Genomic DNA, 26,555 nt, shown 5'->3' with positions numbered 1-26,555 from the left:
AATGGCTAAGCAAATTCCTTTCAAACTGATTACTGAAAAAGCAAAACATTATCAGGACGATATGACACGTTTTCTGCGCGACATGATCGCCATCCCGAGCGAAAGCTGCGATGAAAAGCGCGTCGTGCACCGCATCAAAGAAGAGATGGAAAAAGTCGGATTCGACAAAGTGGAAATCGACCCGATGGGCAACGTGCTCGGCTATATCGGCCACGGCCCGCGTCTGGTGGCAATGGATGCTCACATCGATACCGTCGGCATCGGCAACATCAAAAACTGGAACTTTGACCCGTATAAAGGCATGGAAACTGATGAACTGATCGGCGGGCGCGGCGCGTCCGACCAGGAAGGCGGCATGGCCTCCATGGTCTACGCCGGGAAAATCATCAAGGATCTGGGGCTGGAAGATGAGTACACCCTGCTGGTGACCGGCACCGTGCAGGAAGAGGACTGCGACGGCCTGTGCTGGCAATACATCATTGAACAGTCCGGCATCCGCCCGGAGTTCGTGGTCAGTACCGAGCCCACCGACTGCCAGATCTATCGCGGCCAGCGCGGACGCATGGAAATTCGCGTCGACGTTCAGGGCGTCAGCTGTCATGGCTCTGCGCCGGAACGCGGCGACAACGCCATCTTCAAAATGGGCCCAATCCTCAACGATCTGCAGGGGCTTTCGCACAACCTGGGCAACGATGAATTCCTCGGCAAAGGCACCCTCACCGTCTCCGAAATCTTCTTCACCTCGCCAAGCCGCTGCGCGGTGGCGGACAGCTGTGCCGTCTCCATCGACCGCCGTCTGACCTGGGGCGAAACCTGGGAAGGCGCGCTGGAAGAGATCCGCGCCCTGCCAGCGGTCAAAAAAGCCGGTGCAGTCGTCTCCATGTACAACTACGACCGTCCTTCATGGACCGGTCTGGTCTACCCTACCGAGTGCTATTTCCCGACCTGGAAAGTGGAAGAGAATCACTTCACCGTCCGCGCCCTGAGCAACGCCTATGAAGGCCTGTTCGGCAAAGCGCCGGTCGTCGACAAGTGGACCTTCTCCACCAATGGCGTCTCGATCATGGGCCGTCACGGCATTCCGGTGATCGGCTTTGGTCCAGGCAAAGAGCCGGAAGCGCACGCGCCGAACGAGAAAACCTGGAAATCACACCTGGTTACCTGCGCCGCCATGTATGCCGCTATCCCGCTGAGCTGGCTGGCAACCGAATAATCGCTTTTCGCATCACCTCCCGCCGCGTCCACGGCGGGAGTCTGGGGTTTTCTATGCGCCTGTTGATTAAAAATGGCCTTGTCGTCAACGCCGACGGACAGGCAAAGCAGGATCTGTTGATCGAAGGGGGTCGGGTTAAACGCCTTGCCCCACGTATTGAGGTTGAGCCGACCTGCGAGATTATTGACGCCGAGGGGTGCTACGTCATGCCCGGCGGGGTCGATGTTCATACCCACTTTAATATTGATACCGGCCTCGCACGCAGCTGCGATGATTTTTTCACCGGCACCCGCGCCGCCGCCTGTGGCGGGACGACCACCATTGTCGATCATATGGGATTTGGCCCGTCGGGCTGTCGACTGCGTCATCAGCTTGAGGCCTATCAGGGCTACGCCGCCTACAAAGCAGTGATCGACTACAGTTTTCACGGCGTCATCCAGCACATTAACGCCGCCATTCTCGATGAAATTCCGATGATGGTTGAGGCGGGTATCAGCAGTTTTAAACTTTATCTGACCTATCAGTACAAACTGAACGACGACGAGGTTTTACAGGCGCTGCACCATCTGCACCGCGCCCACGCGCTCGCCACCGTCCATCCGGAAAACGACGCGGCCATCAAGCAAAAACGCGCCGAGTTTATCACCGCCGGGAAAACCGCCCCACGCTATCACGCCCTGAGCCGTCCGGTGGAGTGTGAAGCCGAAGCCATCGCCAGGATGATCAATCTTGCCCAGCTCGCAGGTAACGCGCCGCTGTATATCGTGCATCTTTCCAACGGTTTGGGGCTGGACTATTTACGCCTCGCCCGCGCTCGTCATCAGCCGGTGTGGGTCGAAACCTGCCCGCAATATTTGCTGCTCGACGACCGCTGCTATGAACGCGACGACGCGCTGAAGTTTATTCTCAGCCCACCGCTGCGTAATGCCAGCAACAACGACGCCCTGTGGTGCGGCATTGCCGATGGTGGAATTGACGTGGTGGCGACCGATCACTGCACCTTCTCGATGGCCCAGCGCCAGCAGATCTCCGGTGGTGATTTCAGCCGCTGCCCGAACGGCCTGCCGGGTGTTGAAAACCGCCTGCTGCTGATGTTCTCCAACGGGGTGATGACCGGGCGTATTACGCCGGAGCGCTTCGTCGCCCTGACCAGCACCAATCCGGCAAAACTGTTTGGCATGTGGCCGCAGAAAGGGCTGCTCGCCCCCGAATCGGATGCCGACGTGGTGATCATCGATCCGAAAAGAACCACCACCATCCGCCACGAGATGCTGCACGACAATGCCGACTATTCACCGTGGGAAGGCTTTATCTGCCAGGGCGCGATTCGCCAGACCCTCTCCCGAGGCCGGGTGATTTATCACAACGGTAAATTTACCGGCAGTGCCGGACAGGGCCGCTTTATCCGCCGTCAGCCTTTTTCCGCTAAGCACGCTCCCGCCACGGGAACACATTTCAATGAGAGGAATCAATGAGTAAAAAAATTGTTCTCGCCCTGGGCGGGAATGCCCTGGGCGACAATCTTGCCGGGCAAATGCAGGCCGTGAAGCAAACGGCGCAGGCGATTGTGGACCTGATCGCGCAGGGTCATCAGGTGGTGGTCACCCACGGCAACGGTCCGCAGGTAGGGATGATCAATCTCGCCTTCGAAGCTGCCGCCAGAACCGAAGCCCACACCCCGATGCTGCCGATGTCCGTCTGCGTGGCCCTGAGTCAGGGTTACATTGGCTACGATCTGCAAAACGCCCTGCGTGAAGAGCTGCTCGGTCGCAACATGCCCATTCCAGTCGCCACCTTGATTACTCAGGTGGAAGTGGATGCCAACGACGAGGCTTTCCGCAACCCGACAAAACCCATCGGATCCTTCTTCAGCAAAGACGAAGCCGACGCGCTCACCCGCCAGGGCTATACCATGAAAGAGGACGCCGGGCGCGGCTACCGCCGAGTCGTCGCCTCGCCGAAGCCACTGGATATTATCGAAAAAGAGACGGTAAAAGCGCTGATGAACGCCGGTCAGGTGGTGATCACCGCCGGTGGCGGCGGAATTCCGGTGATTCGTGAGGGCAACCATCTGCGCGGTGCCAGCGCGGTAATCGATAAAGACTGGGCCAGCGCGCGACTGGCGGCGATGATCGACGCCGATATGCTGATTATCCTCACCGCCGTGGAGAAGGTTGCCATCAACTTTGGTAAGCCTAACGAACAGTGGTTAGAGAAGCTTTCGTTGAGCGATGCCGAGCGCTTCATTGCCGAAGGGCATTTCGCCAAAGGCTCCATGCTGCCCAAAGTGGAAGCGGCCGCCTCTTTCGCCCGTTCGCGTCCCGGTCGTCAGGCGCTCATTACTATGTTGAGCAAAGCCAAAGAGGGCATTGAAGGTAAAACCGGGACGATTATCGAAGGTTAATCAGCAACCGCCTCTGCCATCATCAGGCCCCCAGGGGCCTGATTTTTTACCTGCAAAAGTTCCGCCAGCACGCTGATGGCAATTTCATTCGGCGTTTCGGCCCCAATGTCATACCCCACCGGAGCGCGCAGACGGGCGATATCCGCTTCCGCCACGCCGTTTTCCCGCATCTGGCGGACAAACACCTGCACCTTGCGCCGACTGGCCAGCAGCCCAAGCCAGGCCACCGGCAACACAATCAGCTTATCCAGCGCCTCGCGATCCTGGTTATTGGTGGCGATCAGCACAAAGTTTTCCGGGCAAATCGCCAGTTGTTCAACGGCAGTTCCGAACGTGGGGGCATGCAGCAAAGTGGTCGATGGCGGAAAGTAGTCCGGGTTCAGGCTCTCTTCGTGAATATCCGCCACCACAACGTCAAAACCCAGCAGCACCGCTCCGTGCGCAATCGCCCGATTCACGTGACCGCCACCGATCAAGACCAGACGCGGGCGCAGGCCATGCACGCTGATGTAAACCGACATCGCCCCGCCACAGTCAGACCCCACTGCGTCGCTGCCGTTGCGCGCCATGCGCCCGTGAAACATTCTCGAGGCCTTCTCCTGCATCGCCTCCAGCGCTTCGGTAATCACCCTCCGCTCCACCATTCCCCCGCCAATGGTCCCCAGGATAGAGCCATCATCGCGGACCAGCATCTGGGCGGAATGTCTGGGAGTAGAGCCGCGGCTGTCGACGATTTGCGCCAGCGCAAACGCCCGGTTTTGATCTTCAAGCCGTGCGGCTTCTGCGAAAATATTCATAACGACCTCGATGATTATTCCTTTGATCTCAATCCTTTTTGCCATGCAAGGTTTGTGCTGATTTCATCCCTGACGTGCTAAAGCGTGAGCATCGTCGGCTTATTTGCCTTTTCAGTCCCCTTTTCGTCCTGCCGCGATAATCCCTCGGTGCTTACTATTATCATTCTGATAGCTCACTTCTGTTTTTGAGAAATAAAACCTCGGCTTAAAAAAGAGTGATTTTAATTCGCATCAGGCATCGGGGAATTATTTATCCTATTGCCTCCGACTTTCGATCTGGTTCACAAATTTATTCAATCACGGGCCGTGAGCTAACAGGTGGTGTGATTATTGCTCTCCTTCTCCTCATTCACTGGAATTATCACAACACGAGCAATGTCTTTCTGACAAATTAAGGAGAAGGTTATGGGGGATATTATGCGTCCCGTTCCGTTTGAGGAACTCTTGACGCGCATTTTTGATGAATACCAGAGCCAGCATTCCATTTTTGGTATTCCAGAACAGCAGTTTTATCAGCAGAAAGCACCGCACAGCCTGAGCGTGTTTGGCGAAAACTGCGCAACTCCCGTCGGCCCCGCCGCCGGGCCGCACACCCAGCTGGCGCAGAATATCATTACCTCCTGGCTGACCGGCGGGCGGTTTATCGAACTGAAAACCGTGCAAATACTCGACCGCCTGGAACTGGAAAAACCCTGCATCGATGCGGAAGACGAATGTTTTAACACCGAATGGTCAACGGAATTCACCCTTCTGAAAGCCTGGGATGAATATCTCAAGGCGTGGTTTATTCTGCATCTGCTGGAAGAACTGTTCCCCCTCACTCCCGTCGAAAATGGCAAATCCTTTATTTTCAATATGAGCGTCGGGTATAACCTCGAGGGAATTAAGCAGCCGCCGATGCAGCAGTTTATCGATAATATGATCGATGCCTCCGCCCAGCCTAAATTTGCCGAATATCGCAACACACTCACCCGCTGGTTGCAGGATGAGTCCTTTATTAATCGCGTCAATCCGGCAGCGAAGCGATATCACCTTGCGACGCTGGCCCAGCGCATTCCGGGCAAGTTAGTGCAGAGCATCACGTTGTCCACCATGCATGGCTGCCCGCCGGATGAAATCGAAGCCATCTGCCGCTACATGCTGGAAGAGAAAAACCTCAACACCTTCGTGAAGCTCAATCCGACGCTATTAGGCTACCCGCGCGTGCGCGAAATTCTCGACGCCTGCGGCTTCGGGTATATCAAACTTAGCGAAGAATCCTTCGAGCACGATCTCAAAATTGACCGGGCGCTGGAGATGCTCAACCGCCTGGTTTCCCTTGCCAAAACGCGCTCGCTGGGCTTCGGGGTGAAACTCACCAACACCCTCGGCACCCTCAACGACAAAGGCGCGCTGCCGGGCGGTGAAATGTACATGTCCGGGCGCGCGCTGTTCCCGCTGGCGATCAACGTTGCGGCGCTGCTGTCGCGCGAGTTCGACGGCAAGCTGCCCATCTCCTACTCCGGCGGGGCCAGCCAGGTTAATATCCGCGAGATCTTCGAAACCGGGATTCGCCCGATCACCATGGCGACGGATCTGCTCAAACCCGGCGGCTACCTGCGCCTGACCGCCTGCCTGCATGAGCTGGAGTCCTCCAACTGCTGGGAGATGCCGCAGATTGACGTCGCGCGCCTGAACGCGCTGGCCGAAAAAGCGACGACCATGGCCTATACCCAGAAAAGCTGGAAGCCGGAGGACCGCATTGAAGTCGCCGAACCGCTGCCAATGTTCGATTGCTACGTCGCCCCCTGCGTCAACGCCTGTGCCATCAAGCAGGACATTCCGGAATACATCAGCCTGCTGGGGCAGCAGCGATATGCCGACGCGCTCGAATTGATCTATCAACGCAACGCCCTGCCCGCCATCACCGGTCATATCTGCGATCACCAGTGCCAGTACAACTGTACGCGCCTCGATTACGACAGCGCACTCAACATCCGCGAACTGAAAAAAATCGCCCTCGAAAAAGGCTGGGAGGAGTATCAGCGTCGCTGGCACAAACCCGCGGGTTCCGGTTCACTTCATCCGGTCGCCGTGATCGGCGCGGGTCCCGCGGGGCTGGCGGCGGGCTACTTCCTCGCTCGCGCCGGACATCCGGTGACACTGTTTGAACGCGAAGAGAACGCCGGTGGCGTGGTCAAAAACATCATTCCTCAGTTCCGCATCCCGGGCGAACTCATCCAGCATGACATCGATTTTGTGGTCGACCACGGGGTGAAAATTGTCTACGGCTGCGACCCGCATTTGAGCGTGGAAAAACTCCAGCAGCAGGGCTTCCACTATGTGCTGGTCGGCACAGGAACCAACAAAAACAGCGGCGTGAAGCTGCGCGGCGATAACCCGAACGTGCGCAAATCCCTCGACTTCCTGCGCGAATTTAACCGCGGCGATACTCTGCATCTCGGCAAACACGTGGCCATTGTCGGCGCGGGGAATACGGCGATGGACTGCGCCCGTGCGGCCTTGCGCGTACCGGGGGTAGAAAAAGCCACCATCGTCTATCGCCGCTCACAGCAGGAGATGCCGGCCTGGCGGGAAGAGTATGAAGAAGCCCTGCATGATGGCGTCGCCTTCCAGTTCCTGAGCAATCCGGAGCAATTTAACGCCGATGGGACGCTTGTCGTGCGGGTGATGACGCTCGGCGAACCCGATGAAAAAGGCCGTCGCCGCCCGGTCGACACCGCTGAAACCCGCACCATGCAGGTCGATACGCTGATCACCGCCATCGGGGAACAGCAGGACACCGACGCGCTGGCCGCGATGGGTATTCCGCTGGACGCACAGGGTTGGCCAGAGGTCAATGCCGACGGGGAGACCCGCAAACCGGGCGTGTTCCTGATTGGCGATGTCCAGCGTGGTCCGTCTTCCATCGTCGCCGCCATCGGCAATGCCCGGCGGGCGACGGACGTGATCCTGGCGCGGGAAAATATCGCCAGTTCTCACGCCAACAAACACTGGAACAACGTCGATCCGGCGCAGGTTTATCAGCGCAAAGGGGCGATTGCCATCGCTGAAATCAGCAAAGACGACAGCGATGCGTTTGTTGCCCAGGAGGCCAGCCGTTGTCTCGAATGCAACTATATCTGCAGTAAGTGCGTCGACGTCTGCCCGAACCGCGCCAACGTCTCCATCGCCGTACCGGGCTTCCAGAACCGCTATCAGACGCTGCATCTCGATGCGTACTGCAACGAATGCGGGAACTGCGCGCAGTTCTGTCCGTGGCAGGGAAAACCGTACAAAGACAAAGTTACGGTGTTCAGCCTGATGCAGGATTTTCTGCACAGCAGCAACCCCGGTTTCTTCGTCGACAACCACAGCGTACACGTCCGGCAGAACGACCAAACCTGGCAGCTCGCGATCGGCCAGGACAGCCAGTTCACCGAGGTTCCACCGGAGCTGAGCGCGCTCTGTCGCATCATCAGCCATGTCCATCAGCACCACAGCTATCTGCTGGGAGGCGTTGAAGTATGAGTATTATCATTCTGAAAAATGCGACGGGCGTGCAGCTGCATCCGGCGAAAGTGTGGGAAAACGTCGACATCGCCATTGAAAACGACGTCATTCTGGAGGTCGGTCCGTCGCTCGCCGCGCGCTATCCGCAGGCGAAAAGCAAAGAGATGAACGGGCGAATCGTCATGCCGGGGATGGTTTGCGCGCATAATCACTTCTACTCGGGTCTGTCGCGCGGCATTCAGGCGACGATCCCTCCCTGCCCGGATTTTATCTCAACGCTGAAAAACCTGTGGTGGCGTCTCGATCGCGCGCTGGACGAAGAGTCGCTCTACTACAGCGGGCTGATTTGCGCGCTGGAGGCGGTGCGCAGCGGTTGTACCGCGGTGATTGATCACCACGCCTCGCCTGATTACATCGGCGGTTCACTCAGCCAGTTGCGTAACGCCTTCCTGAAAGTCGGCCTGCGCGGTATGACCTGTTTCGAAACTACCGATCGTAACGGCGGCACCAAAGAGCTGGTAGCCGGTGTCGAAGAGAACATTCGCTTCGCCGGGGAGATCGACGCGGCTCGAAAAAAAGGCGAGCAGCCGTATCTGGTTGAGGCGCACATTGGGGCTCACGCGCCCTTTACCGTCCCCGATGAAGGGCTGGGAATGCTGAAAGAAGCGCTCAAAATCACCGGGCGCGGCCTGCATATTCACGCCGCCGAAGACGGGTATGACGTTTCGCACAGCCATCACCGCTACGGGAAAGATCTGCTGGTGCGCCTCGCCGAATTCGACCTGCTCGACAGCAAAACGCTGGTCGCCCACGGCCTCTATCTTTCCGAAACGGATATTGCGCTGCTGAATGCCAGCGACGGTTTTCTGGTGCACAACGCCCGCTCCAATATGAACAACCACGTCGGGTATAACCAACATTTACTCGAAATACGCAATCTGGCGTTAGGGACCGACGGCATTGGCTCCGATATGTTTGAGGAGATGAAGTTTGCCTTCTTCAAACACCGCGACGCGGGCGGGCCGCTGTGGCCGGACAGCTTTGCCCGCGCATTGAGCAACGGCAACGAGCTGCTGAACCGCAACTTCAACGCTCGCTTTGGCCGCCTTGAAGCGGGCTTCAAAGCGGATCTGACGGTGTGTGACTATCAGCCTCCGACGCCGCTTATTGCCGAAAACATCGCCGGGCATATCGCCTTCGGCATGGGGTCTGCCAGCGTGAGTGGTGTGATGGTCAACGGCGTGATGATCTATGAAAATCGGCAGTTTACCTTCGACTGCGAACCGATCTTCGCCGAAGCACGAAGGGTGGCGAAGAAACTCTGGGCGCGGATGGATAACCTGTCCTGATAAAAAAATCCCCCCGGCGATACGCAGCGGGGGGATTTTTTCGCGCCAGCCTTCACCAACTGACGGTATCGGCCTGGCGCTTTTGTCGCAGCGCCACCAGCTGCTGTTCAGTCATGAGACTCAGCGCCGCCGTCGGACAGGCTTCGACACAGGCCGGGCCGCGCTCCCTGCCAGCACACAGACTGCATTTCACCATCGCCGGTAATTCCCCAGCCTTAATCTCAATGGTGATCGCGCCAAACGGACAAACCACCGCACAGCGCTGACAGCCGATACATTTTCCGGCATCGGCTTCAACCCGCTCTCTCCCCATCGATAACGCTCCGCTCGGGCAAACCGCCACGCAGGGTGCGTTCTCGCACTGATGACACATCACCGGAACGCTCAGGGTATCCAGGCGCAGCACGGTAAGTCGCGGCTGAAGTTTACCGCCCGGCGCGCCGTGCTCCAGCGCGCAGGCCAGTTCGCAGGTCCGACAGCCAATGCAGGCTTCCGGGCTGGCAAAAATAAAACGCGTCATGCTTCCTCCTTACGCTTAAACAGCGTCAGCATCTCCTGCGCCGCCTGACGTCCGGCCACCATCGCCGTGACCACCAGATCCGCGCCGTGAACGGCGTCTCCGCCCGCAAAAACCTTGTCGTTGCTGGTTTGCGTCGTGCCGCGATCTTTCCCGCCGGTGCAAATTTGCCCCCAGCGGTCGAGCGCGATCCCGTTCCCGCGCAGCCACGGCATATCGTGCGCCTGGAAACCAAAGGCCATGATCAGCACGTCGGCAGACAGTTCAAATTCCGACCCGGCCACCGGCTGCGGACGGCGGCGTCCATCCGGGCCGGGCTCGCCCATTTCTGTGCGGATCAGCCCAATGGCGCTCACCTGGCCTTTGCGGTTGGACTGGATAACGCGCGGCTGCACGTTAAACTGAAACTCCACGCCCTCTTCGCGTGCGTTACCGACCTCTTTCTTCGAGCCGGGCATACTTTGCTCATCGCGGCGATAGGCGCAGGTGACGCTGGCCGCCCCCCGGCGGATGGCAGTACGCAGGCAGTCCATTGCCGTATCACCGCCGCCGAGCACCACCACGCGTTTGCCCTTGATTTCGGTCAGCGGGTATTCCGCCACCTCTTCGAGGCCCATCACTTCGCGGGTACTGGCGATCAGGAAAGGCAACGCCTGAATGACGCCCGGCAGCGTTTCCCCCTCCAGCCCAGCGGCCATCAGGCCGTAGGTGCCCACGCCGAGGAACACGGCGTCATAGTTGTCCACCAGCTCATTGAAAGCGATATCGCGGCCCACCTCCTGATTAAGGTGAAAACGAATCCCCATTTCACTGAAAATTTCGCGCCGCACCGCAAGAATATGTTTATCGAGTTTGAAAGGCGGAATGCCAAAGGTCAGCAGCCCGCCAATTTCCGGGTGACGATCAAACACATCCACCTGCACGCCCGCGCGCGCCAGAATATCGGCACAGCCCAGCCCCGCAGGCCCGGCCCCGATCACCGCCACCCGCTCTTTGCGCGGCACCACTTCGCCGATTTGTGGTCGCCAGCCCATCGCCAGGGCGGTGTCGGTGATATAGCGCTCAAGATTGCCAATCGCCACCGATCCACCTTCGTTTTTCAGCGTGCAGGCCCCTTCGCAGAGCCGATCCTGCGGACATACCCGGCCACAGATTTCCGGCAGCGAGCTGCTCTGATGACACAGCTCGGCGGCCTCAATAATTTTGCCCTCATTCACCAGGCGGATGAAATCCGGAATCGCGTTATGCAGCGGACAGGTCCAGTTGCACCAGGCTTTTTGCGCGCAGCTCAGGCAGCGCTCGCTTTCATATCCGGCATCGCACTCTGCAAGCGGGCGGTAAATCTCGTCGAAATGCTGTTTGCGCTGTTCGGCATCGACCTTTTTCGCCCCGATGCGCGGCGGTTTGTTCAACATCTCCTGGCGTCGGATGCCGTGATGCGGCTCCTGCTGTTGCCCCAGCGCCGAGCGGATTTGCCGATCGCGCCTGAGCTGGTTAAGCGCCTTTTCGTCTACCAGGCGCAGCGCCTGCGTCGGGCAGTTCGCCACGCAGGCCTGTTGCCCGGAGGCATTTTCACTGCACAGATCGCATTTTTGCGCCAGCAGCGGCGATGACTCGTCGTTCGCCACCATCTCAATGGCCCCAAACGGACAGGCGATGACGCAGTTTTTACAGCCGATGCACGCCTCCTGGCGGAACTGCACGCTGTCGTTGGCGAACAACAGCGCCTGGGTAGGGCAAACGGCGACGCAGGGCGCGTCATTGCAGTGATGGCAGGTGGTGGCGCTGCTGGCACCGCGCTTAAAAATGACATGAATGCGTGGAAGAAAATCACTTCGCTGCTGCGGCCAGCTATCCTGGTGATGGGAGAGAACGCAGGCGACTTCGCAGGCATGGCAGCCAATACAATTCGCCGCATCCGCGACAATAAATTTATTCATTTGCTTCCCTTTATTATTCTGAAATGACTCAGGGACGCTATGCAATTATCAGGCGATGTTTGGTTGAGGGATTTTTCGAAACGCCATTTTGCGAGCCATATCAAAAACTCGCTCGACAACCCGAATATTTAAAACGTTAACCTTTTGAAAATATGGACGCTATCTGCGATGACCATACCATTATGAGAGATAATTCTTCTCAATGTGATATCGCCAGAGAGTATGTATTGGAATTCGCCTCGCAAACTTATTTCAGGGCATTTCATTATTTCCAACGACGCGTGATTTAATTCACAGAATATATTCATCACGGGTTTGCGCATTCATTTCTGGCACAGCTTACGCATAACACTCTCCGTGTGCGCAACATGCTGGTGATCTCATCAGCGCAGGGAGGCTAAGGCCTTCGAATCGTAACTTCAGCTTTCAACCCAATTGGTGTGCTGGGGTCGTACAGGAGACAACCTTTTTATGAAAGACATGGCCATTCCGGCTCCACGAGCCACAGGATCAACCGCTCCGGTTGACGAAATTCTGCCCATAACCCAAATGATCCTCTACGGTTTGCAGCACGTGCTGGTGATGTACGCCGGTGCGGTGGCGGTGCCGCTCGTGGTGGGCAGCGCGGTGGGGCTTCCCCCCGAACATATTATTCTACTGATCAGTGCCGATCTGTTTGTCTGCGGCATCGCCACCATCATTCAGTCCATGGGCGCGACCCAGTGGCTGGGCTGTAAACTGCCGCTGATTCAGGGGTGTACGTTTGCCGCACTGATCCCGATGGTGCTGATCGGCAAGCAGTACGGCATCGGCGGGATTTCCGGCGCGGTGATTGTCTCCGGGATTTTCATTCTCTGCTGCGCGCCCTGGATTAGCCGCCTGGTCCGCTTCTTCCCGAAAGTGGTGATGGGCGGGATCGTCACGCTGATCGGCCTGTCAATTATGCCCGTGGCGGGAGGCTGGATTGGCGGCGGCTCAAGCGAAATGCCCGGATTCGGCAATCTGTTCTGCCTGCTGATGGGGGCCATCACCCTGGTGATTATCCTCAACATTTACACCTTCGCCTCAGGGGTGATTAAAAACACCTCCGTGCTGATCGGGCTGGTAATCGGTACTGTGCTCTGGAGTTTCTTCAAGCCGCTCAATTTCAGCCTCGTCCATACCACCCCGTGGATCCACCTGCCGACGGTGATGCCCTTCGCGAAGCCTGAGTTTCACATTATCCCCGTCGCGCTGCTGTCGATGGTGATGGTGGTCGTGATGGTGGAAACCATGTCGTCGATGATGGCGACGGGCGATATCGTGGGCAAAAAAGTGGATGCGGTGATGCTGCGCAATGGCCTTAACACCTGCGGGCTGGCGACCACCTTCTGCGGCTTCTTCAATCTGTTCCCCTACGCCGCCTTTGCGCAGAACGTCGGGCTGATCGGCCTGACGGGCGTTCGCAGCCGCTATGTGGTTTCCGTCTCGGGAATGATTCTGGTGCTGATGGGCATTTTCTCCAAAATGGCGGCGCTGGTGGTGCTGATCCCGAAACCAGTTCTCGGCGGCGCGGGGATTGTGATGTTCGGGATGGTGGCCGTGTCCGGCATTCGCACGCTGGGGCAGGTGAACTACCGCAATAACAACAACGGGATGGTGGTGGCGTTGACCCTGGGCCTCGGCATGATGCCGGTGCTGGTGCCCAATCTGTTTAGCCAGTTCCCGCCGATGGTTCAGCTGTTCCTGCACAGCGGGATCACCATCGGGACGCTGACGGCGATTGTCGCCAACCTGACGCTAAACGGGAGTGTGCCTTTCCGCGTCTCCCACGACGCACTGGTGCCAGACCCGCTCCCGCCCAGCTCGGCGGCGCGTAATATGGCGGTGAGAACCGTGCGGATGTGGCTCCTGCTGCGCAAAGTGCAAAAAGAGCAGCAGCTCCTGCAGCAGGAAGAGAAGTGATGGCAACGCGACTTTTTGTTGCGGCGATCATTCTGGCGCTGCTGGCGGTTCCCGCCGTTCAGCAGGCCATCGACCTGGGGCTGAGCAGCCGCTTCAGCTTCGGGTTACTCTTTTAACGAGCCAAAAAAAACGCCCCGGCAGGCAGGCCACCGGGGCGATGCAGAAAAAGATTACTTTGAAGTCATCGTGCAGGCTCGACCACTCCATTGCGCGACCTGCGAATACTGCGCTGGCGTATCGACATCCCAGTGAATGCCCTGCTCTCCCACACTCACCACGTGCGTTTCGATCTGATTGATTACGTCTTTTAGCGTGGTACCTTCCGGCGCGTGTGCGATCAGCGCTATGGCTCGCTGGGGCAACAAAATGGGATGCCCTTTGCCTCGGTTGTGTCCGGGGATCAAACAGACGTCCCGATCTCCCCCAGACCACAGGGTGCGATAAACGTCGGGAGTGACTTCCGGCATATCGCCTAGCGCGAGGAAAAAGCGTGCAGAGGTCACCGCAGCCACCCCGCACTGAACGGAGGAGAACATCCCCGCCTCGTAGTCAGGGTTCTGGATAACGTCGATGCGCGGATGATCCTGGTAGTACAGCGCCAGCTCATTGCCGCGATGTCCGGCCACCAGTATCACGCGATCGCAAAACGATAACGCGCTGGCAAGCGCGCTATCAAGGATTGTCCCGTCGCCCCAGGGCATCATCAGTTTCCACTTTCCCATCCGGCTGGAGAGACCCGCCGCCAGCATGACGCACTCTTTTGTTTGCCTGGTACTCACCCTTCTTCTCCTCCGTTTACACCGCCGCCTGCGCGGCGGTGTCGGTTCGACTTACCCTTTCAGGACGGCTTTAATGGAGGTGATGATCGGCTGATATCCGGTGCAGCGGCAGAGGTTGCCCTCCAGCGCCTCTTTCAGCTCGTCATCGTCAGGAGTGGGGTTCACGTCCAGCAGCGCTTTGGTGCTCATCAGCACGCCCGGCGTGCAAAAGCCGCACTGCACGCCGCCGTGGCGGACAAAGGCATTTTGCAGGCGCTTGCCGACCGGATCGCGATACAGCCCTTCGACGGTCTCAATCTCTGCCCCGTCGCACTGGGCGGCCAGCAGCAGGCATGAGCACGCCGATTTGCCATCGACAACAATCGTACAGGCGCCGCACTCCCCGACGGAGCACCCTTCTTTGGTGCCCGTCAGCTGCAGGTCGTCACGCAGAAAATCGATCAGGCGCTGGTTGTCTTCGACATCACGACAAACGCGAATGCCATTCACAATAAGCTCAATATGATTCATGGTCATGGCTCCTTATTTGCTCTGCTCTGTCATCACTTCCAGCAGCATCTGCCGGAACATATCGATAAATACCGGAATCTTGTACGGGGCAGACCAGCGCCCGCCAATTGCGCCTTCGATCAGGGTATGAAGCACCTGCTCCGCATGCGCAATGGTGTCAGCCGTCAGACGTTGCCCCACAAGGGCCTGCTCGACGACCGTCAAACGCTGCGGCTTGCTCATCAGCGCCCCATCCACCAGCCGACAGACCTGAATGATCCCCGCCGCATCCACGTGGAACTGGCCGGTTAAACTCTGGCGGGTGATGTTGAGGGCGTTCCGCCGCCCCAGCTGCAGATACCGCGTAGTCAGCGGCTGTTTCATCGGGGCCGGAAGATGGATATGCGTCACCAGTTCGTCCGGTTCGAGGCAGGTGCGATACCCGCCGGTGACAAACTGACTGACCGGCATGCGGCGCACGCCCCGCAGGCTGCGCAGTTCCACTTCTGCATCGTAGATAATCAGCGGCGGCAGCGAATCGGCGCACGGCGCGGCGTTGACGATGTTGCCGCCAATAGTCGCGCGATTGCGCAGCTGCAGTGAGCCAACCGTGCGACAGGCCGTGACCAGCAGCGGATAGCGCGCCTGAATCAGCGGATGTTTGACCAGGTCGCTAAAGCAAACGCCCGCCCCGACCGACACGCCGCCGTTCACATCAGCTATCTCTTTTAGCTCCCGCAATGCCGCGATATTGACCAGCGGCACGCCTTCTGATTTCATGCGCGCCTGAACCAGCACATCGGTACCACCCGCAATCGGCACAGCCTTAGTGTCAGCCAGCAGAGTGAGCGCCTCTTCCAGGGTGTGAGGGATTTTTAACGAAACGGAATTGAGACGGTGGATCTGCTTTTTCTCTTCGGAGTCGAGCATCAGCTCGCTCTGACGTTCCGGTTTTTTCAGGTTGTAACCGAGTCTGACCTGCTCAAGCGTCAGCGGCAGAGTGCGGTTGTGGCGTTCAATGGCAAAACTCACCGCATTGTTTAACGCGGCCGCACCCAGCTCCAGCACCGGCTCGCCGATCACTTTTGCCCCCATCGGCCCAGCGTTGTCATGGTTCTCAACGGCGATAACGTCGATGTGCGGCATATCCTTGATGGTCGGCAGCAGGTAGGTATCAAAGTTTTCCGACTTCACCACGCCGTGCTCGGTGTTGAAATCTTCCAGCATGCCGTAGCCGATCATCCCCTGCAGGACGCCGCCATAAACCTGGCCGACAAACCCGACCGGGTTGATGACTTTGCCGACGTCATGGGTCGCCACGACGTTATTCACCGTCACCTTGCCGGTGCGCGTGTCCACCGCCACGTCGGCGATTTGACAGCCGTAAACCCAGGTAAAATACGGGCTACCGCTCCCTTTTTCCTCGTCCCAGTGAATATCCGGAGCCACGTGCCAGCCGTAGGATGACAGATTCGCGCCGGTGGCTTTGGTCATGTCGACCACCTGCTGGAAGCTCAGGCTGTGCTCAGGATGATGGCGATGGAACACGCGCCCTTCCCGCCAGACCAGATCCTCATCACTTCCGGCTTTCAGCGTCTCTTTGATCGCCGCCGCCATGCGTTTTTTGATCTTATTCGCCGCGCTCAGAATCGCCTGTCCGCCCATCAGCGTGCCGCGCGAGGCAACAGTCGAGCCGCCATCGGCAATCATCGCCGTCGCCGGTTCGCTGAACATCACCCGATCAAGCCCAATACCAAAGGCTTCCGCCGCCAGCAGCGACATGGTGGTTTGCAGCCCCTGCCCGTTCTCCGACACCGACGTGGAGATGTTAACGCTGCCGTCCGCATTCACCTGCATCAGCGCTGACGACGCATCCAGCCCTTCCGCCCCCAGCGAGCAGCCGCGATGGCTTAGGGCAAACCCGATGCCGTAGCGAATTGGGCCGCCCTGCGCATTGAGCTCCCGGTAGTGCGCCCGCTTCGCTTCAAACTCGGCCTTAATCAGCGATTTTTGCAGAACCTCTTCGGCGGAAACCTTGTGTTTATCGAAGACCTGCCCGGCCATGCTGGTATCACCCTGCTGCAACACGTTGCGCAGACGGAATTCCACCGGCGACAACCCGATGATCTCCGCCACTTCATCCATCAGGGATTCGTTGGCAAAAATCACCTGCGGTGCGCCGTAGCCGCGATAGGCCGAGGTGTAGTTATTGTTGGTATAGACGCCCGTCACATCGACGCGCACGTTAGGAATGTTGTACGGGCCTGCCGCCTGGACCGAGCTGCGCCAGGTCACAAACACCGTCTGTCCGGAGTAGCTACCGCCGTCGGCGATAATCTCGATTTTCATCGCCTGAATGTGGGCGTCGTCGTCGAGCCCGATGCGGTATTTCATTTTGTAGGGGTGGCGTTTATAGCTTTCCCGCATCGACTGTTCACGGTTGTAGGTAAACTTCACCGGACGTCCCGTCAGATGAACCAGCAGCGCCGCGCGGCATGCCAGGTTATCAATGATGTCATCTTTGCCGCCAAACGAACCGCCCAGTACCGAGCGTTTCACGTTCACTTTGGCCTGCGGGAGGTCGAGATATTTGGCCACGATGCCGCGAATACGGTGCGCATTCTGAATCGAGCCGGAAATGGTCATGATCTGCTCGTTATCATCCAGATACGCGGTGATGGATTCCGGTTCGATATAGCCGTGTTCCTGGAACCCGACTTCATATTCACGTTCAAAAATGCGCGTGGAAGCGGCAAACCCGGCGTCAATATCGCCTTTCACCGTGTGATGGTGATTAATGATATTGCTGTCCAGCTCGCTGTGAATCAGCCGGGCTCCCGGTTTCATCGCCTCTTCGGGAGAGGTAATCGGTTCCCAGGGGGTGTAAGTTACCTTGATTTTGTCGACCGCAAGACAGGCGGCTTCATAAGATTCGGCAGCCACCACGGCAATCACATCGCCGCGATAGGCGATTTCACGATCGATAATCGGGGGATAGTCGGGAATAATCACGCCCAGGCTGCGCTGACCGGGAATATCTTTCCAGGTGGCGATTTTTATCACCCCAGGGACCTTTTCCGCCTCCGACAAATCCACAGAATCAATTCGCCCGGCGGGAATATCGACATATCGACATGCGCCATACAGCATATTCTTCATTCTGATGTCATCGCCGTACACGGCCTTGCCATTCACCTTCGCAAGCCCGTCTACCCGCGGCACCTCATTGCCAACCAGCAATGTTTCCATGTTGTTTCCTCTCCGCTAACAGAAAAAAGATAGGGTGATGAAGCAATGGCTGTGCCATCTCTCGTGGCAGAGGGAATTTGAATGGTGTTCTGTGAAGTCAATTCAGAAAAAATCGTGCGAGGGGGTAACGGGGGATCGAGGGGCACGACGCGCCCCTATCAAATGGAGAAAACGCGTATCACTATGATAAAACTATCTCTATCGGGAAGGAGGTTAGTTCTTTAAGATCTTATCAACCCAGGCAATCACGCCAAACAGCACGATAAAAGCCAGCTGCGCCCGGCTTGCCACTATTCGCCCGTCCAGCAATCTCACGATTAACATGCAACAGACGACAATAGCGAGCCAGTAGGTCACACTGAGCACGCTGAGTTTTACCGGGTGATTTCTGCGTAGGGTAATCAATCGGATAAGAATAATCAGCAGCGCGGTTATTTCATAGAGAGCGAGATAATCCATGATGACACCTTTATTTTTTGTCTGCTAAGCGTTTTAGTAAAATATCAATGATGGTATTAATCAGTCTGACGGCGATGGCTGCGGTTAATGCGGCGGTAAATGTTTTGTTCAGTTCCGGTGCCGGGCTGATAAATTTATCCATGCCTTTGTTTAACAGGTTGGTTGTGCTTTCGGCACAGCTGACGCCTAAAATAAAGGAGACCACGAAATAAGCGCTGCGCTGCCAAAAGCTCACATATTTGATATTAACGGTATAAATAATGGCGCCGCAGGCCGCTCCGGCCAGTAACGAAATACTTTCATATTGAGTCAATAATGTCATCGGCATCTCATTCCAAAAAGGAAGTGACGAAAGAGAAGTCAACAAATCCATAGTAGTTCCCCTTTAAATGAGTCAGTCCCGGCCTAAGCCGGGACGATGATTAGGGTGATTATTGAGTGTCAACCAGGCAGGACAGTGTCTGAGAAAGCAGAACGCTGGTGCTCGCCGCAGGCTGAACGGTGTAATAGACTTCGGCGTAGCCTTTATAGCCGGCGCCATTTGGATAGAAGTACTGATTATCCACGGTGAAGACCACTTTGGTCTGTCCGTCGACAACCGCGGCGTTGCCCGTGGCTTCAGTCTGGGTGATCAGGCGGCCCTGCTCGTCAAAGCCTGACCAGAAGTAGGTGACAGAATCACCCGCCGCGATGCTTGAGTACTGAATTTCAACGTCAACGCCGTCGCCCGCGTCGCTGATGTTAATCCACGGATCGGCATCAGCCACCACCGGTTTAGCCAGACTTGGCATAACCTGACCGTCGTCGGAAACCACAACCGGCACCGGTGAAGAGTTCACCGTATTTCCGGACTGGGTCGTGGAAGAGTAATAGACGCTGTAAGTGCCATTTTTAAGGCAATCTGGCGACATTTCGTTGGTCACATCAATAATGAATGGCGGATGCACCGTGTCGGTAATAATAAATTCACGGCTGTCAGCCTCGCCCCAGTAGAAAGTGACAATCTGGTTGAGTTCAATATTGTCGTAAATTGGAATTTCCGCCTGCACACCAAATTGCAGATCGTAATGATCGAGAGTGAATAAATCATCGGCGTTAGCATTGGTGATTGTCGGCGCAACATGCGGCGTATAGGTGTTGATGACGTATTTGCGGCCCACGAGATCATCCGCAGTGGTCGCCGTCACGCTGACGGTACTCGCACCAACGGTGGCGGTAATGTCGATCTTAGCGATACCTGATGTATCAGTTTTTGATGTCACGTCAGAGAGCGCCCCGCCTACAGCAGCCCAGTTCACAACGATATCCGCTACCGCAGGTTTACCATCGGTCAAAATGGTTGCAGAAACGGTAGAGACCTGAGAACCATCGTTAGCAATTGGGTTTGGGGTGGCGCTTAATTTTGAAACGGTGTTAGCCATACTATTTACCTTATTAATATAAACGATACCATCTGTATCGGGGTCCATAATAAACAGCCACACCGCACAGCGTTGCGCTTAATACAGTCACCCAACGGGCAATAAATAGTTTTCTGAATAGCGCGCAATAAAAAGCCGCTGATTAAAACAGCGGCTAAAGAAAGGCAGTCATATTTAGAACGGATTATTACTCCAGCCGGTCGATGGGAAATAGCCCCCGTTTACCGATGAGAAAAACTCTGCCACGCTAAAATCATCCGCCGCCGTATTAGGCGTGACGGTTAATACGGTGGAAGAGCTGGTCGTTTTCACCGACAGACCATAGATAATATTATCCAGGCCGCGCTTCAGGGCGATATATTTCCCCGTGGTGAAGGATTTGGTCACACCGCCGGTAGTCAGATTCAGCGCATTCAGCACGTGCTTTTTATCCTCCTCGGTGACGTAAAATAGCGTGTTCCCGTCGACGGAGAAGGCGCTCTGGATAAATACGGTGCTCAAACCCGTCACCGATTCAGTCAAATGAACATCCAGCACGTTACCGGCGATGGTGAACTGACCGTACACCAGGCTGGCATTATTCCGCTGGATAGCGATGTTGTTTTTGCTGATATCGATACAGGTTGGGACGCCGCCGCACGGCAGGAAGACCGCGCTGTGGCTCACCACCTGATTATCTTTGCAATAGACATTCACCAGCTTGTACATGCCCTCTTTTTCAGCCACGTAGAACAGCCAGCAGCCGCCGTTGGCGGTATCACCCACAATACTCAGCGGCGAACTGATCATCGCCTCGACGGGCAGCGCGATAATGGCCTTCGCGTCCACCGAGGAGTCATTCATAAGATTGCGCTTGATATGGGCGTAGTTCAGGCCAACGCTGTCGATGAAATACAGGTGGGCATCATCCGCCGCGCTGGCATCGGGCGCAAAGGCGCAGTTAGCCACATTGGCAGGCAGACTATCAAATAACCCGCTGGCATCGGCGACAGTTTTAAACGTCGAATCCATCAGGTATTTACCCAGAATATAATATCCTGTGCCGCCCGGCAGCGTGATGACATTACCGAAGTTATCCGAATCCACCGGAACCAGCGGGAACCCCGGAGATTCTATTTGCATCACATCATTCGTGAAGTCAAAAATACTGCGGTGATTAGCGCTGCCAGGAAACCAATATTGCTGATACGTTTCAGAATTAAAAGTCATAATATCCTCTCATTTCTACTGGAATGAAAAATCACCCTTACCGAATGGCAAGGGTGAGGACGCTTATTTCAGGGCGTTGATCTGATACTGAATATTGCCGAAGGTCGCGGAGCTGTTAATGTCCTGGTTCAGCATTTCCGTCACTTCAATTGCCCCTGTTTCCGGGATTTCGGTGATGGTTAATACCGGGTCGATGCTGGTAAACAGGTTCGTGCCGTAAACCGTGCCGTTTGGCGCCAGCTTCAGGGAGAGATACTGATAGCCGTACACATAGCTGGAATCAGCAGAGTAAGAGGCCTGGCTGTCAATCTCATACACCCACACCTGGTTTTTCTTGGCGCTATCCAGCTTTTTCAGGAAATAGAGCTTGGTCGCGGAAGCGTTGAAATCAGGTGTCAGGGTGGCCGTTGAATTGCTGACCAGCGCCTGATTGATAACCGAGAAACCGGTCGATACTTTGAGTTCGCCCACCATGATCTGGTTATTGACGGTGACAGCGATCTTATTGCCGAAGGTCACAATCGAGCTGGTTTTGCAGTCCACGGCGGCCGTAATGCTGGAGAACGGCGAGAGCATGATATGCACCGGCGCGGTGGTGCTGACGCCGGTGGTATCGCACTTGTAAGCCACCATGGTGTTCGCATTGGCCAGGGTTAAGACCCAGAACTCATTCTCGTTCACACAGGCCAGGCCAAACGGCGTCGCCACGCCATTGTCATTATTCAACGACTGGGTTCCCACCCAGTTCGCTTTCCCGCCCAGGCCGAACGGGAAATTCACAATGGCATAGTTGAGATGCTTGGTTGAGCGATCCACATAGAAAACATAATAGGTGGGAATGGATTCCGAGCAGCTCGGCGCAATAATACTGGTCAGGTAAGTGTGATCCAGCGTATCGAGCTTATAATCCGGATTAACCAGATTATGGTAGCCATCATAGATATTATTGCCGTCGAAGAATAAAACCCATTTACCGGTTTGCGGGTCGCAAATAGTGGATTCCTGCTGAGCGGTATTGGCTTCAACGACGCCCGGCATAGCGCCCGGCTCACGGTTGAGCGTATTGTTGGCGTTGTTAAAGTTATACAGCATGCGTGACGTGGAGGTTGAGCTGGTTTGCGGCGTACCCGCCATCCACTGCATCTGCGCCTGTAAAGAAGGGATCTTTGCGCTTGCTTTTAATTCATCCATTTTTATCTTCTCTTGAGATTAGAAATAATAAGTGCAATAGCTGCCGTCGGAAGGATTCACCCGAGAGACGGTAATTGCTGTGTTGTTAAGATTATTTGCGGTAATACTGAATATCACCGGGCTGCTGACATTGACGTTCAGGTCGGTAACGAGACCTCCTTTATTCACTCCATCGATATAAATATCGGCGTTGTTATTGGTACTCAGGGTAAAGTTGCCCGCCTCTTCACTGACGGACAGTTTGAATTCACGATTGCCGGTGCCAGGGATATAAGGTTCGCTGGTCAGGAGTGGGACGGTAATATCGTTGGTGCGCTCGGTTTCAAAGCCCACCGTGGAAGCAGGAATTGAGCTGCCGATAATCTGCGCGGTAATGGTGTTGTTCAGCGTGTCGCTCCCGGAGATATTGGTTTGCGCATACCCCTGGAAGTCGGTATTGATGGTGATGGTTTTAAGTTTGTTGTTGGTGAAGTAGTTATTGCCGAACAGGCTGAACTCCACGGCGACATTGCGCAGCGGCACGCCGTTGTCCATCGCCAGATACTTCACGAAGCATCCCTGAATCACGGTGTTATTCCACGGCGCGTAGCCGGTCGAGCCGCCGAGATAGCTTGATCCGGTGATGACATCGCCCTCGGTATCAATGTTGGCCACGCTGTCGTCGGAGTAGCCAATCCCGCCGGAGTGGAAGTTCACCGTGTAGTTAACGACGGCGTAACCTTTGCCCGTTGGGGTGATGTATTTCGAAGGCACCGTGAAGGTCATTGTCTGCAGTCGGGCTTCATCCGCCGTGACGCTGCGGGTGGCGGAATAGACCGTGCCCGGCACCGGCGTGATATCCGTTCCTGTATAGCAAGACCAGAACAGGCTGACGCTGTCCCCTTCCGCCATCGACGGATAGCTGACATCGACCGGCGTGCCACCGTTGCTCATCGCATCCGTCTCCGTGATGACGCCGTCATCCAGGGCTTCCGGCACCGTCGGAGCCGGCAGTTCGAGGCTATGGGTCACGTCGACGCCAATTTCGGCGGCGAGGGAACTGCCCTGCTCACCGGAGGCAAACAGCACGTTGTAGTAGCAGATGCCGTATCCGATGCCGATCGGCAGGATCTCCGCGGTCGGGATGTTAACCACAAAGCCGCCGCTGAGATCTGTCTCTTTCACCAGAGTAATAAACTGCCAATCCGTCCCGGCGACCGGATCGCCATTTTGCGAGTAGCCCTGCCAGTGGGTAGTGACCGTATCGCCCACGCTGATGGCCGGATAAGAAGGGATCTGCACCGGCGTGCCGTTATCGCTGGCCGCTTCGTCCGCATCGATCCACTCATCGTCACCTTCAATGAAGACCGGCGGCGGCAGAGTGTTGCCGCTGGAGGTATTGATGTTGACGAAGCCGTTTTCCGAGCGCTCATTGCGGATGTCCGTGTGGGTCACGACATACCAGGCGCGCGCGCTGTCCATATTTTCCGGAATGATAAACGCCGTGCTGATGGTGACGTTGAACCCGCCCAGCTCGCTCTCCTGAACCGTATGCGAAACGCTGGTGATGCTCTCCTGAATCACTTTTCCGTCGCGCGTCCCGACCCAGAACAGGGTGACGTTATCGTCCACGGCAATGCCAGGATAGTTAGGGATGGTGACCGGGGTGCCGCCGCCGCTCATGGCGTCGTCGTAGTCGAGGCTGTTATCGGCCCCCGCTTCCGGGAAGAGTGGCGGAGGCAGCGTGCCGGTGGAGGTTCTGTCGATAATCACTTTGCCGATGTTCGACCAGAAGCTGTTTTGCGCCGCGTCCACCAGGTTGTATTGCACCTTGTAGACTCCGTCGGGGAGCAACAGCGCGGCCTGCGGGTTGATCGCCGACGGCCACGGGAAATATTGCCCCATCGGGCCTTCGCCAAGACCAATGGAATCAATGGCCACGCTTTCAAACCACAGCTCGAGAAAATCACCCGGTGCCGCATTTTCATACTCGGCAATATTAATAAGCACACCCGATGTGGCGAGCTCGGCCAGGTTGATCACGCCATCATTTTCCATTTGCGGAAATGATGGCGCATATAAAGTTTTTACAGGCATAAATATCCCTTTTAGGAAAATGATGAGTTCGTGACAGAGGCACTATAAGGATTCAGGAGAGGACGAATGGGGCAGAAATGAATAGCGAGAAATGCATTTTTTGCACAGCTACCGTTTCGATGAGTGTAAGAGTTGGCAATCTTTGTAATATTGACTTACATCTTAGCGGTTTTATCACATCGTGCTTTTTGTCGCTTTTCGGATTTTCTCCGATAGAATGTTTTCAAGGATACTCAACGACCGGAAGCCTGATGAATATTCCCCGAAAGCATGTCAACGATATAATCAACCACTTTATTAATAACACCCATCTGACGACAAAAATTAGCGTTTACAATCCAGGCGAAAACGACCGGACGCTGCTCGATGACGACTGCGTATTAATGGTTATTGAAGGGTATATTTCACTGGTTCGTGAGAAAGATGGCATTATCATGGCTTCTTTTGAAGGCCCTTACATCATAAAAATCTGCTCCTCTGGCGTATTTAATAAGATGCGTCTTAGCCAGGACAGTAACTTTTCCTATATCACCTGCAGACGTAGCGATTTTTATCAATACATCGGCGAGAAAGACCTTTGGTATAGCCTGGTCCAGATTCTGGAATACAGCACCTGGCAACTTTACTCTAAAATAGAGATGATGACCCACGGCAGCGTCTATGACAGCGTGAAGTTCTATTTGGGAAAACTAAACAGTCAACCTGCGTTATGTCAGAAAGAGAATGTTTGTCAATATATTGTGGTCAGAACGGGTTATGCAAAAAGCGGAGTGATGGCGATTCTGAATGAATTACGGAAAGGAGGCTATATCACGATTGTGCGCGGTAAGTTAACCGGGTGCACTAAATTGCCAAATAAATTCTAAATTAACACGAGCGCTCGTGATCGTTATTAGAACAATTTGCTAATGTGCTTGATGATATTAGTTAATTCTTCGTTGTGCTTAGCGCTCCGGCGCGAATAAAAGTAGGTGGTTATTCTGATGTCATCGAGCAAGATGGTATGACTGCGGTTGATGTTCATCATCTCACAGGTGGTGAGCGGCAACAGCATGTACCCCGTGCCGTTGGCTGACATCAGCAGGAAGTCAAGGATGGAGCCGTTGACACCGCGGATCCGCGGGGTGAAATGCACCGCCTTCTCCAGCACCCCGGACAGACGCATCTGCGCGCTGGTCACCATATTTTCCCTGACCAGCAGCGGTATCTCTGCCAGTTTTTCCGGGTCGTTTTTGAGCTCGCTGTTGGTTATCAATAATAACGCGCTGCTGCTGTGGCTCTGGGCGACGACGGTTGGCGGAACGGGAAAATGATGGTTACTGACGATCAACGTATTGTGGCCCAACTCTCCGGCATCAAAATCCTCTTGTGTAATTTTCCTGCGGCTCAGTTGATAAGGTAACAGGCTCTTTTTCAGGCTGGACTCAATAATATCTGCGGGGTTATCAGGGAACGAGCTGTCAAGGATAATCTGTGTGACATTCTTTTTCCGCGTGGTCCCCAGCCGGTCTTCAATATGCATTATCTTTCGATATAAAGGCTCGGTTTGCTCGTATATCTCGAGCGCATATTCCGTTGGCTTAAACAGCCCATGCTGGCGAATAAATAGTTTTTCTCCAAAGAGTGTTTCGAGTTCGTTAATCGTTTTACCCAAAGGTGAACGTGTAATAAAAAGTTCTTCACAAGCTTTGTTTAGACATCGCTTCTCCATTACCGTCATGAAATATTTCAGTTTCTTTGTTAATAAGAAGTGCATCAGTCTTTCCCCTTATCTACCCTAAAATTCATTGCAGTCCGCATCATCATATTGATGTGTGATGGAATAGCAAATGCTGTTTATTTTCTCTCTGTGCCTTTGATAAATGTAAATTATCATGTTAGTCCAGGTTATATGAGCAACTTCTGCCCAAACCGGTGCAAGATTGGACCGGTCTAAGAATTTTCGGATATCGTTAATGTCGCGCGGATTAACCTGGCTTCTCGGAAATAATTTTAAACATCTCACGTTCAAATCTGGAAGTGCGTC

General features: G+C 55.5%; 19 protein-coding genes and 1 pseudogene. 7 read left to right on the top strand and 13 right to left on the bottom strand.

The genetic code is table 11. The features are described from left to right. Position 1: 1 nt before the first annotated feature. Genes AC3WS9_RS05520 through arcC form a run of 3 tightly spaced genes read left to right on the top strand, consistent with a single transcriptional unit; the run spans position 2 to position 3,617 of the window. Positions 2-1,213 (top strand): YgeY family selenium metabolism-linked hydrolase, encoded by a 1,212-nt coding sequence (locus AC3WS9_RS05520; RefSeq protein WP_282494219.1) that lies wholly within the window; start codon positions 2-4, stop codon positions 1,211-1,213. A 53-nt stretch (positions 1,214-1,266) separates the two neighbouring features. Further along, a complete protein-coding gene (hydA, locus tag AC3WS9_RS05515) occupies positions 1,267-2,688 on the top strand; it encodes a dihydropyrimidinase (protein WP_492487195.1) in 1,422 nt (473 codons plus the stop codon). Continuing rightward, a complete protein-coding gene (gene arcC, locus AC3WS9_RS05510; protein WP_492487193.1) occupies positions 2,685-3,617 on the top strand; it encodes a carbamate kinase in 933 nt (310 codons plus the stop codon). The genes hydA and arcC overlap by 4 nt, the downstream gene beginning before the upstream one ends. A 17-nt stretch (positions 3,618-3,634) precedes the next feature. Here arcC and AC3WS9_RS05505 read toward each other — a convergent pair. After that, positions 3,635-4,414 (bottom strand): annotated as a pseudogene (locus tag AC3WS9_RS05505) (XdhC family protein); the annotation flags it as partial. A gap of 405 nt (positions 4,415-4,819) precedes the next feature. On the opposite strand from AC3WS9_RS05505, the gene ygfK reads away from it, so the two are divergent. Both ygfK and ssnA read left to right on the top strand, forming a co-directional pair. Next, the gene (ygfK, locus tag AC3WS9_RS05500; protein WP_492487191.1) at positions 4,820-7,924 is read left to right on the top strand and encodes a putative selenate reductase subunit YgfK; all 3,105 of its coding nucleotides are present in this window, start codon (positions 4,820-4,822) and stop codon (positions 7,922-7,924) included. Further along, entirely contained in the window at positions 7,921-9,255 is a 1,335-nt protein-coding gene (gene ssnA / locus AC3WS9_RS05495; protein ID WP_492487190.1) for a putative aminohydrolase SsnA, read from the top strand. The genes ygfK and ssnA overlap by 4 nt, the downstream gene beginning before the upstream one ends. Before the next feature lie 52 nt (positions 9,256-9,307). Here the strand turns inward: ssnA and AC3WS9_RS05490 are convergent, their stop codons facing one another. Both AC3WS9_RS05490 and ygfT read right to left on the bottom strand, forming a co-directional pair. Further along, positions 9,308-9,775, bottom strand: coding sequence for a 4Fe-4S dicluster domain-containing protein (locus AC3WS9_RS05490; RefSeq protein ID WP_492487188.1), 468 nt, complete (start codon positions 9,773-9,775; stop codon positions 9,308-9,310). Next, the gene (gene ygfT, locus AC3WS9_RS05485; protein ID WP_492487186.1) at positions 9,772-11,712 is read right to left on the bottom strand and encodes a formate-dependent uric acid utilization protein YgfT; all 1,941 of its coding nucleotides are present in this window, start codon (positions 11,710-11,712) and stop codon (positions 9,772-9,774) included. Before ygfT ends, AC3WS9_RS05490 begins: the two co-directional genes overlap by 4 nt. A gap of 471 nt (positions 11,713-12,183) precedes the next feature. On the opposite strand from ygfT, the gene AC3WS9_RS05480 reads away from it, so the two are divergent. Then, complete coding sequence (locus tag AC3WS9_RS05480; protein WP_282494212.1) at positions 12,184-13,656, top strand: nucleobase:cation symporter-2 family protein; 1,473 nt, start codon at positions 12,184-12,186, stop codon at positions 13,654-13,656. A gap of 170 nt (positions 13,657-13,826) precedes the next feature. On the opposite strand, the gene AC3WS9_RS05475 is transcribed toward AC3WS9_RS05480, so the two are convergent. The 9 genes from AC3WS9_RS05475 to AC3WS9_RS05435 all read right to left on the bottom strand — a co-directional run bounded on the left by AC3WS9_RS05475 (position 13,827) and on the right by AC3WS9_RS05435 (position 24,529). Further along, the gene (locus tag AC3WS9_RS05475) at positions 13,827-14,405 is read right to left on the bottom strand and encodes an NTP transferase domain-containing protein (protein ID WP_492490302.1); all 579 of its coding nucleotides are present in this window, start codon (positions 14,403-14,405) and stop codon (positions 13,827-13,829) included. A gap of 81 nt (positions 14,406-14,486) precedes the next feature. Next, positions 14,487-14,945: a (2Fe-2S)-binding protein gene (locus tag AC3WS9_RS05470; RefSeq protein WP_492487184.1), complete on the bottom strand. Its 459-nt coding sequence runs from the start codon at positions 14,943-14,945 to the stop codon at positions 14,487-14,489. Positions 14,946-14,957: 12 nt separating this feature from the next. Then, positions 14,958-18,173 carry a molybdopterin cofactor-binding domain-containing protein gene (locus AC3WS9_RS05465; RefSeq protein ID WP_492487182.1) on the bottom strand — a complete coding sequence of 1,072 codons (3,216 nt, stop codon included), beginning with the start codon at positions 18,171-18,173 and terminating at the stop codon, positions 14,958-14,960. A 213-nt stretch (positions 18,174-18,386) separates the two neighbouring features. Continuing rightward, on the bottom strand, positions 18,387-18,632 hold the full coding sequence (locus AC3WS9_RS05460; protein ID WP_282494208.1) for a hypothetical protein: 246 nt from the start codon (positions 18,630-18,632) through the stop codon (positions 18,387-18,389). A 10-nt stretch (positions 18,633-18,642) separates the two neighbouring features. After that, the gene (locus AC3WS9_RS05455; RefSeq protein ID WP_282494207.1) at positions 18,643-19,005 is read right to left on the bottom strand and encodes a putative holin; all 363 of its coding nucleotides are present in this window, start codon (positions 19,003-19,005) and stop codon (positions 18,643-18,645) included. A gap of 58 nt (positions 19,006-19,063) precedes the next feature. Further along, positions 19,064-20,053 (bottom strand): Ig-like domain-containing protein, encoded by a 990-nt coding sequence (locus AC3WS9_RS05450; protein WP_285154511.1) that lies wholly within the window; start codon positions 20,051-20,053, stop codon positions 19,064-19,066. A 174-nt stretch (positions 20,054-20,227) separates the two neighbouring features. Further along, entirely contained in the window at positions 20,228-21,175 is a 948-nt protein-coding gene (locus AC3WS9_RS05445; RefSeq protein WP_492487179.1) for a hypothetical protein, read from the bottom strand. 150 nt (positions 21,176-21,325) lie between these two features. Continuing rightward, the gene (locus AC3WS9_RS05440; protein ID WP_492487177.1) at positions 21,326-22,453 is read right to left on the bottom strand and encodes a hypothetical protein; all 1,128 of its coding nucleotides are present in this window, start codon (positions 22,451-22,453) and stop codon (positions 21,326-21,328) included. Between the two features lie 18 nt (positions 22,454-22,471). Then, positions 22,472-24,529: a hypothetical protein gene (locus AC3WS9_RS05435; RefSeq protein ID WP_492487175.1), complete on the bottom strand. Its 2,058-nt coding sequence runs from the start codon at positions 24,527-24,529 to the stop codon at positions 22,472-22,474. A gap of 251 nt (positions 24,530-24,780) precedes the next feature. Between AC3WS9_RS05435 and AC3WS9_RS05430 the strand changes: the two genes are divergently transcribed. Further along, positions 24,781-25,395, top strand: a complete 615-nt coding sequence (locus AC3WS9_RS05430) for a helix-turn-helix domain-containing protein (RefSeq protein WP_285144905.1) — start codon at positions 24,781-24,783, stop codon at positions 25,393-25,395. A gap of 26 nt (positions 25,396-25,421) precedes the next feature. Here AC3WS9_RS05430 and AC3WS9_RS05425 read toward each other — a convergent pair whose 3' ends face one another. Continuing rightward, the gene (locus AC3WS9_RS05425) at positions 25,422-26,285 is read right to left on the bottom strand and encodes a LysR family transcriptional regulator (RefSeq protein WP_285144904.1); all 864 of its coding nucleotides are present in this window, start codon (positions 26,283-26,285) and stop codon (positions 25,422-25,424) included. Between the last annotated feature and the right edge of the window lie 270 nt (positions 26,286-26,555).

This window comes from Lelliottia sp. EB106-05-01-XG201 (genome assembly GCF_058791735.1).
The sequence above is the reverse complement of the archived record's forward strand: the minus strand, read 5'-3'. Positions and strand labels throughout refer to the sequence as shown.

What these genes read in the sequence shown, in the direction of transcription:
- AC3WS9_RS05520 (WP_282494219.1), top strand. Translation starts at nt 2, where the DNA reads ATGGCTAAGCAAATTCCTTTCAAACTGATTACTGAAAAAGCAAAACAT.
- hydA (WP_492487195.1), top strand. Translation starts at nt 1,267, where the DNA reads ATGCGCCTGTTGATTAAAAATGGCCTTGTCGTCAACGCCGACGGACAG.
- arcC (WP_492487193.1), top strand. Translation starts at nt 2,685, where the DNA reads ATGAGTAAAAAAATTGTTCTCGCCCTGGGCGGGAATGCCCTGGGCGAC.
- ygfK (WP_492487191.1), top strand. Translation starts at nt 4,820, where the DNA reads ATGGGGGATATTATGCGTCCCGTTCCGTTTGAGGAACTCTTGACGCGC.
- ssnA (WP_492487190.1), top strand. Translation starts at nt 7,921, where the DNA reads ATGAGTATTATCATTCTGAAAAATGCGACGGGCGTGCAGCTGCATCCG.
- AC3WS9_RS05490 (WP_492487188.1), bottom strand. Translation starts at nt 9,775, where the DNA reads ATGACGCGTTTTATTTTTGCCAGCCCGGAAGCCTGCATTGGCTGTCGG.
- ygfT (WP_492487186.1), bottom strand. Translation starts at nt 11,712, where the DNA reads ATGAATAAATTTATTGTCGCGGATGCGGCGAATTGTATTGGCTGCCAT.
- AC3WS9_RS05480 (WP_282494212.1), top strand. Translation starts at nt 12,184, where the DNA reads ATGAAAGACATGGCCATTCCGGCTCCACGAGCCACAGGATCAACCGCT.
- AC3WS9_RS05475 (WP_492490302.1), bottom strand. Translation starts at nt 14,405, where the DNA reads ATGCTGGCGGCGGGTCTCTCCAGCCGGATGGGAAAGTGGAAACTGATG.
- AC3WS9_RS05470 (WP_492487184.1), bottom strand. Translation starts at nt 14,945, where the DNA reads ATGAATCATATTGAGCTTATTGTGAATGGCATTCGCGTTTGTCGTGAT.
- AC3WS9_RS05465 (WP_492487182.1), bottom strand. Translation starts at nt 18,173, where the DNA reads ATGGAAACATTGCTGGTTGGCAATGAGGTGCCGCGGGTAGACGGGCTT.
- AC3WS9_RS05460 (WP_282494208.1), bottom strand. Translation starts at nt 18,632, where the DNA reads ATGGATTATCTCGCTCTCTATGAAATAACCGCGCTGCTGATTATTCTT.
- AC3WS9_RS05455 (WP_282494207.1), bottom strand. Translation starts at nt 19,005, where the DNA reads ATGGATTTGTTGACTTCTCTTTCGTCACTTCCTTTTTGGAATGAGATG.
- AC3WS9_RS05450 (WP_285154511.1), bottom strand. Translation starts at nt 20,053, where the DNA reads ATGGCTAACACCGTTTCAAAATTAAGCGCCACCCCAAACCCAATTGCT.
- AC3WS9_RS05445 (WP_492487179.1), bottom strand. Translation starts at nt 21,175, where the DNA reads ATGCAAATAGAATCTCCGGGGTTCCCGCTGGTTCCGGTGGATTCGGAT.
- AC3WS9_RS05440 (WP_492487177.1), bottom strand. Translation starts at nt 22,453, where the DNA reads ATGGATGAATTAAAAGCAAGCGCAAAGATCCCTTCTTTACAGGCGCAG.
- AC3WS9_RS05435 (WP_492487175.1), bottom strand. Translation starts at nt 24,529, where the DNA reads ATGCCTGTAAAAACTTTATATGCGCCATCATTTCCGCAAATGGAAAAT.
- AC3WS9_RS05430 (WP_285144905.1), top strand. Translation starts at nt 24,781, where the DNA reads ATGAATATTCCCCGAAAGCATGTCAACGATATAATCAACCACTTTATT.
- AC3WS9_RS05425 (WP_285144904.1), bottom strand. Translation starts at nt 26,285, where the DNA reads ATGCACTTCTTATTAACAAAGAAACTGAAATATTTCATGACGGTAATG.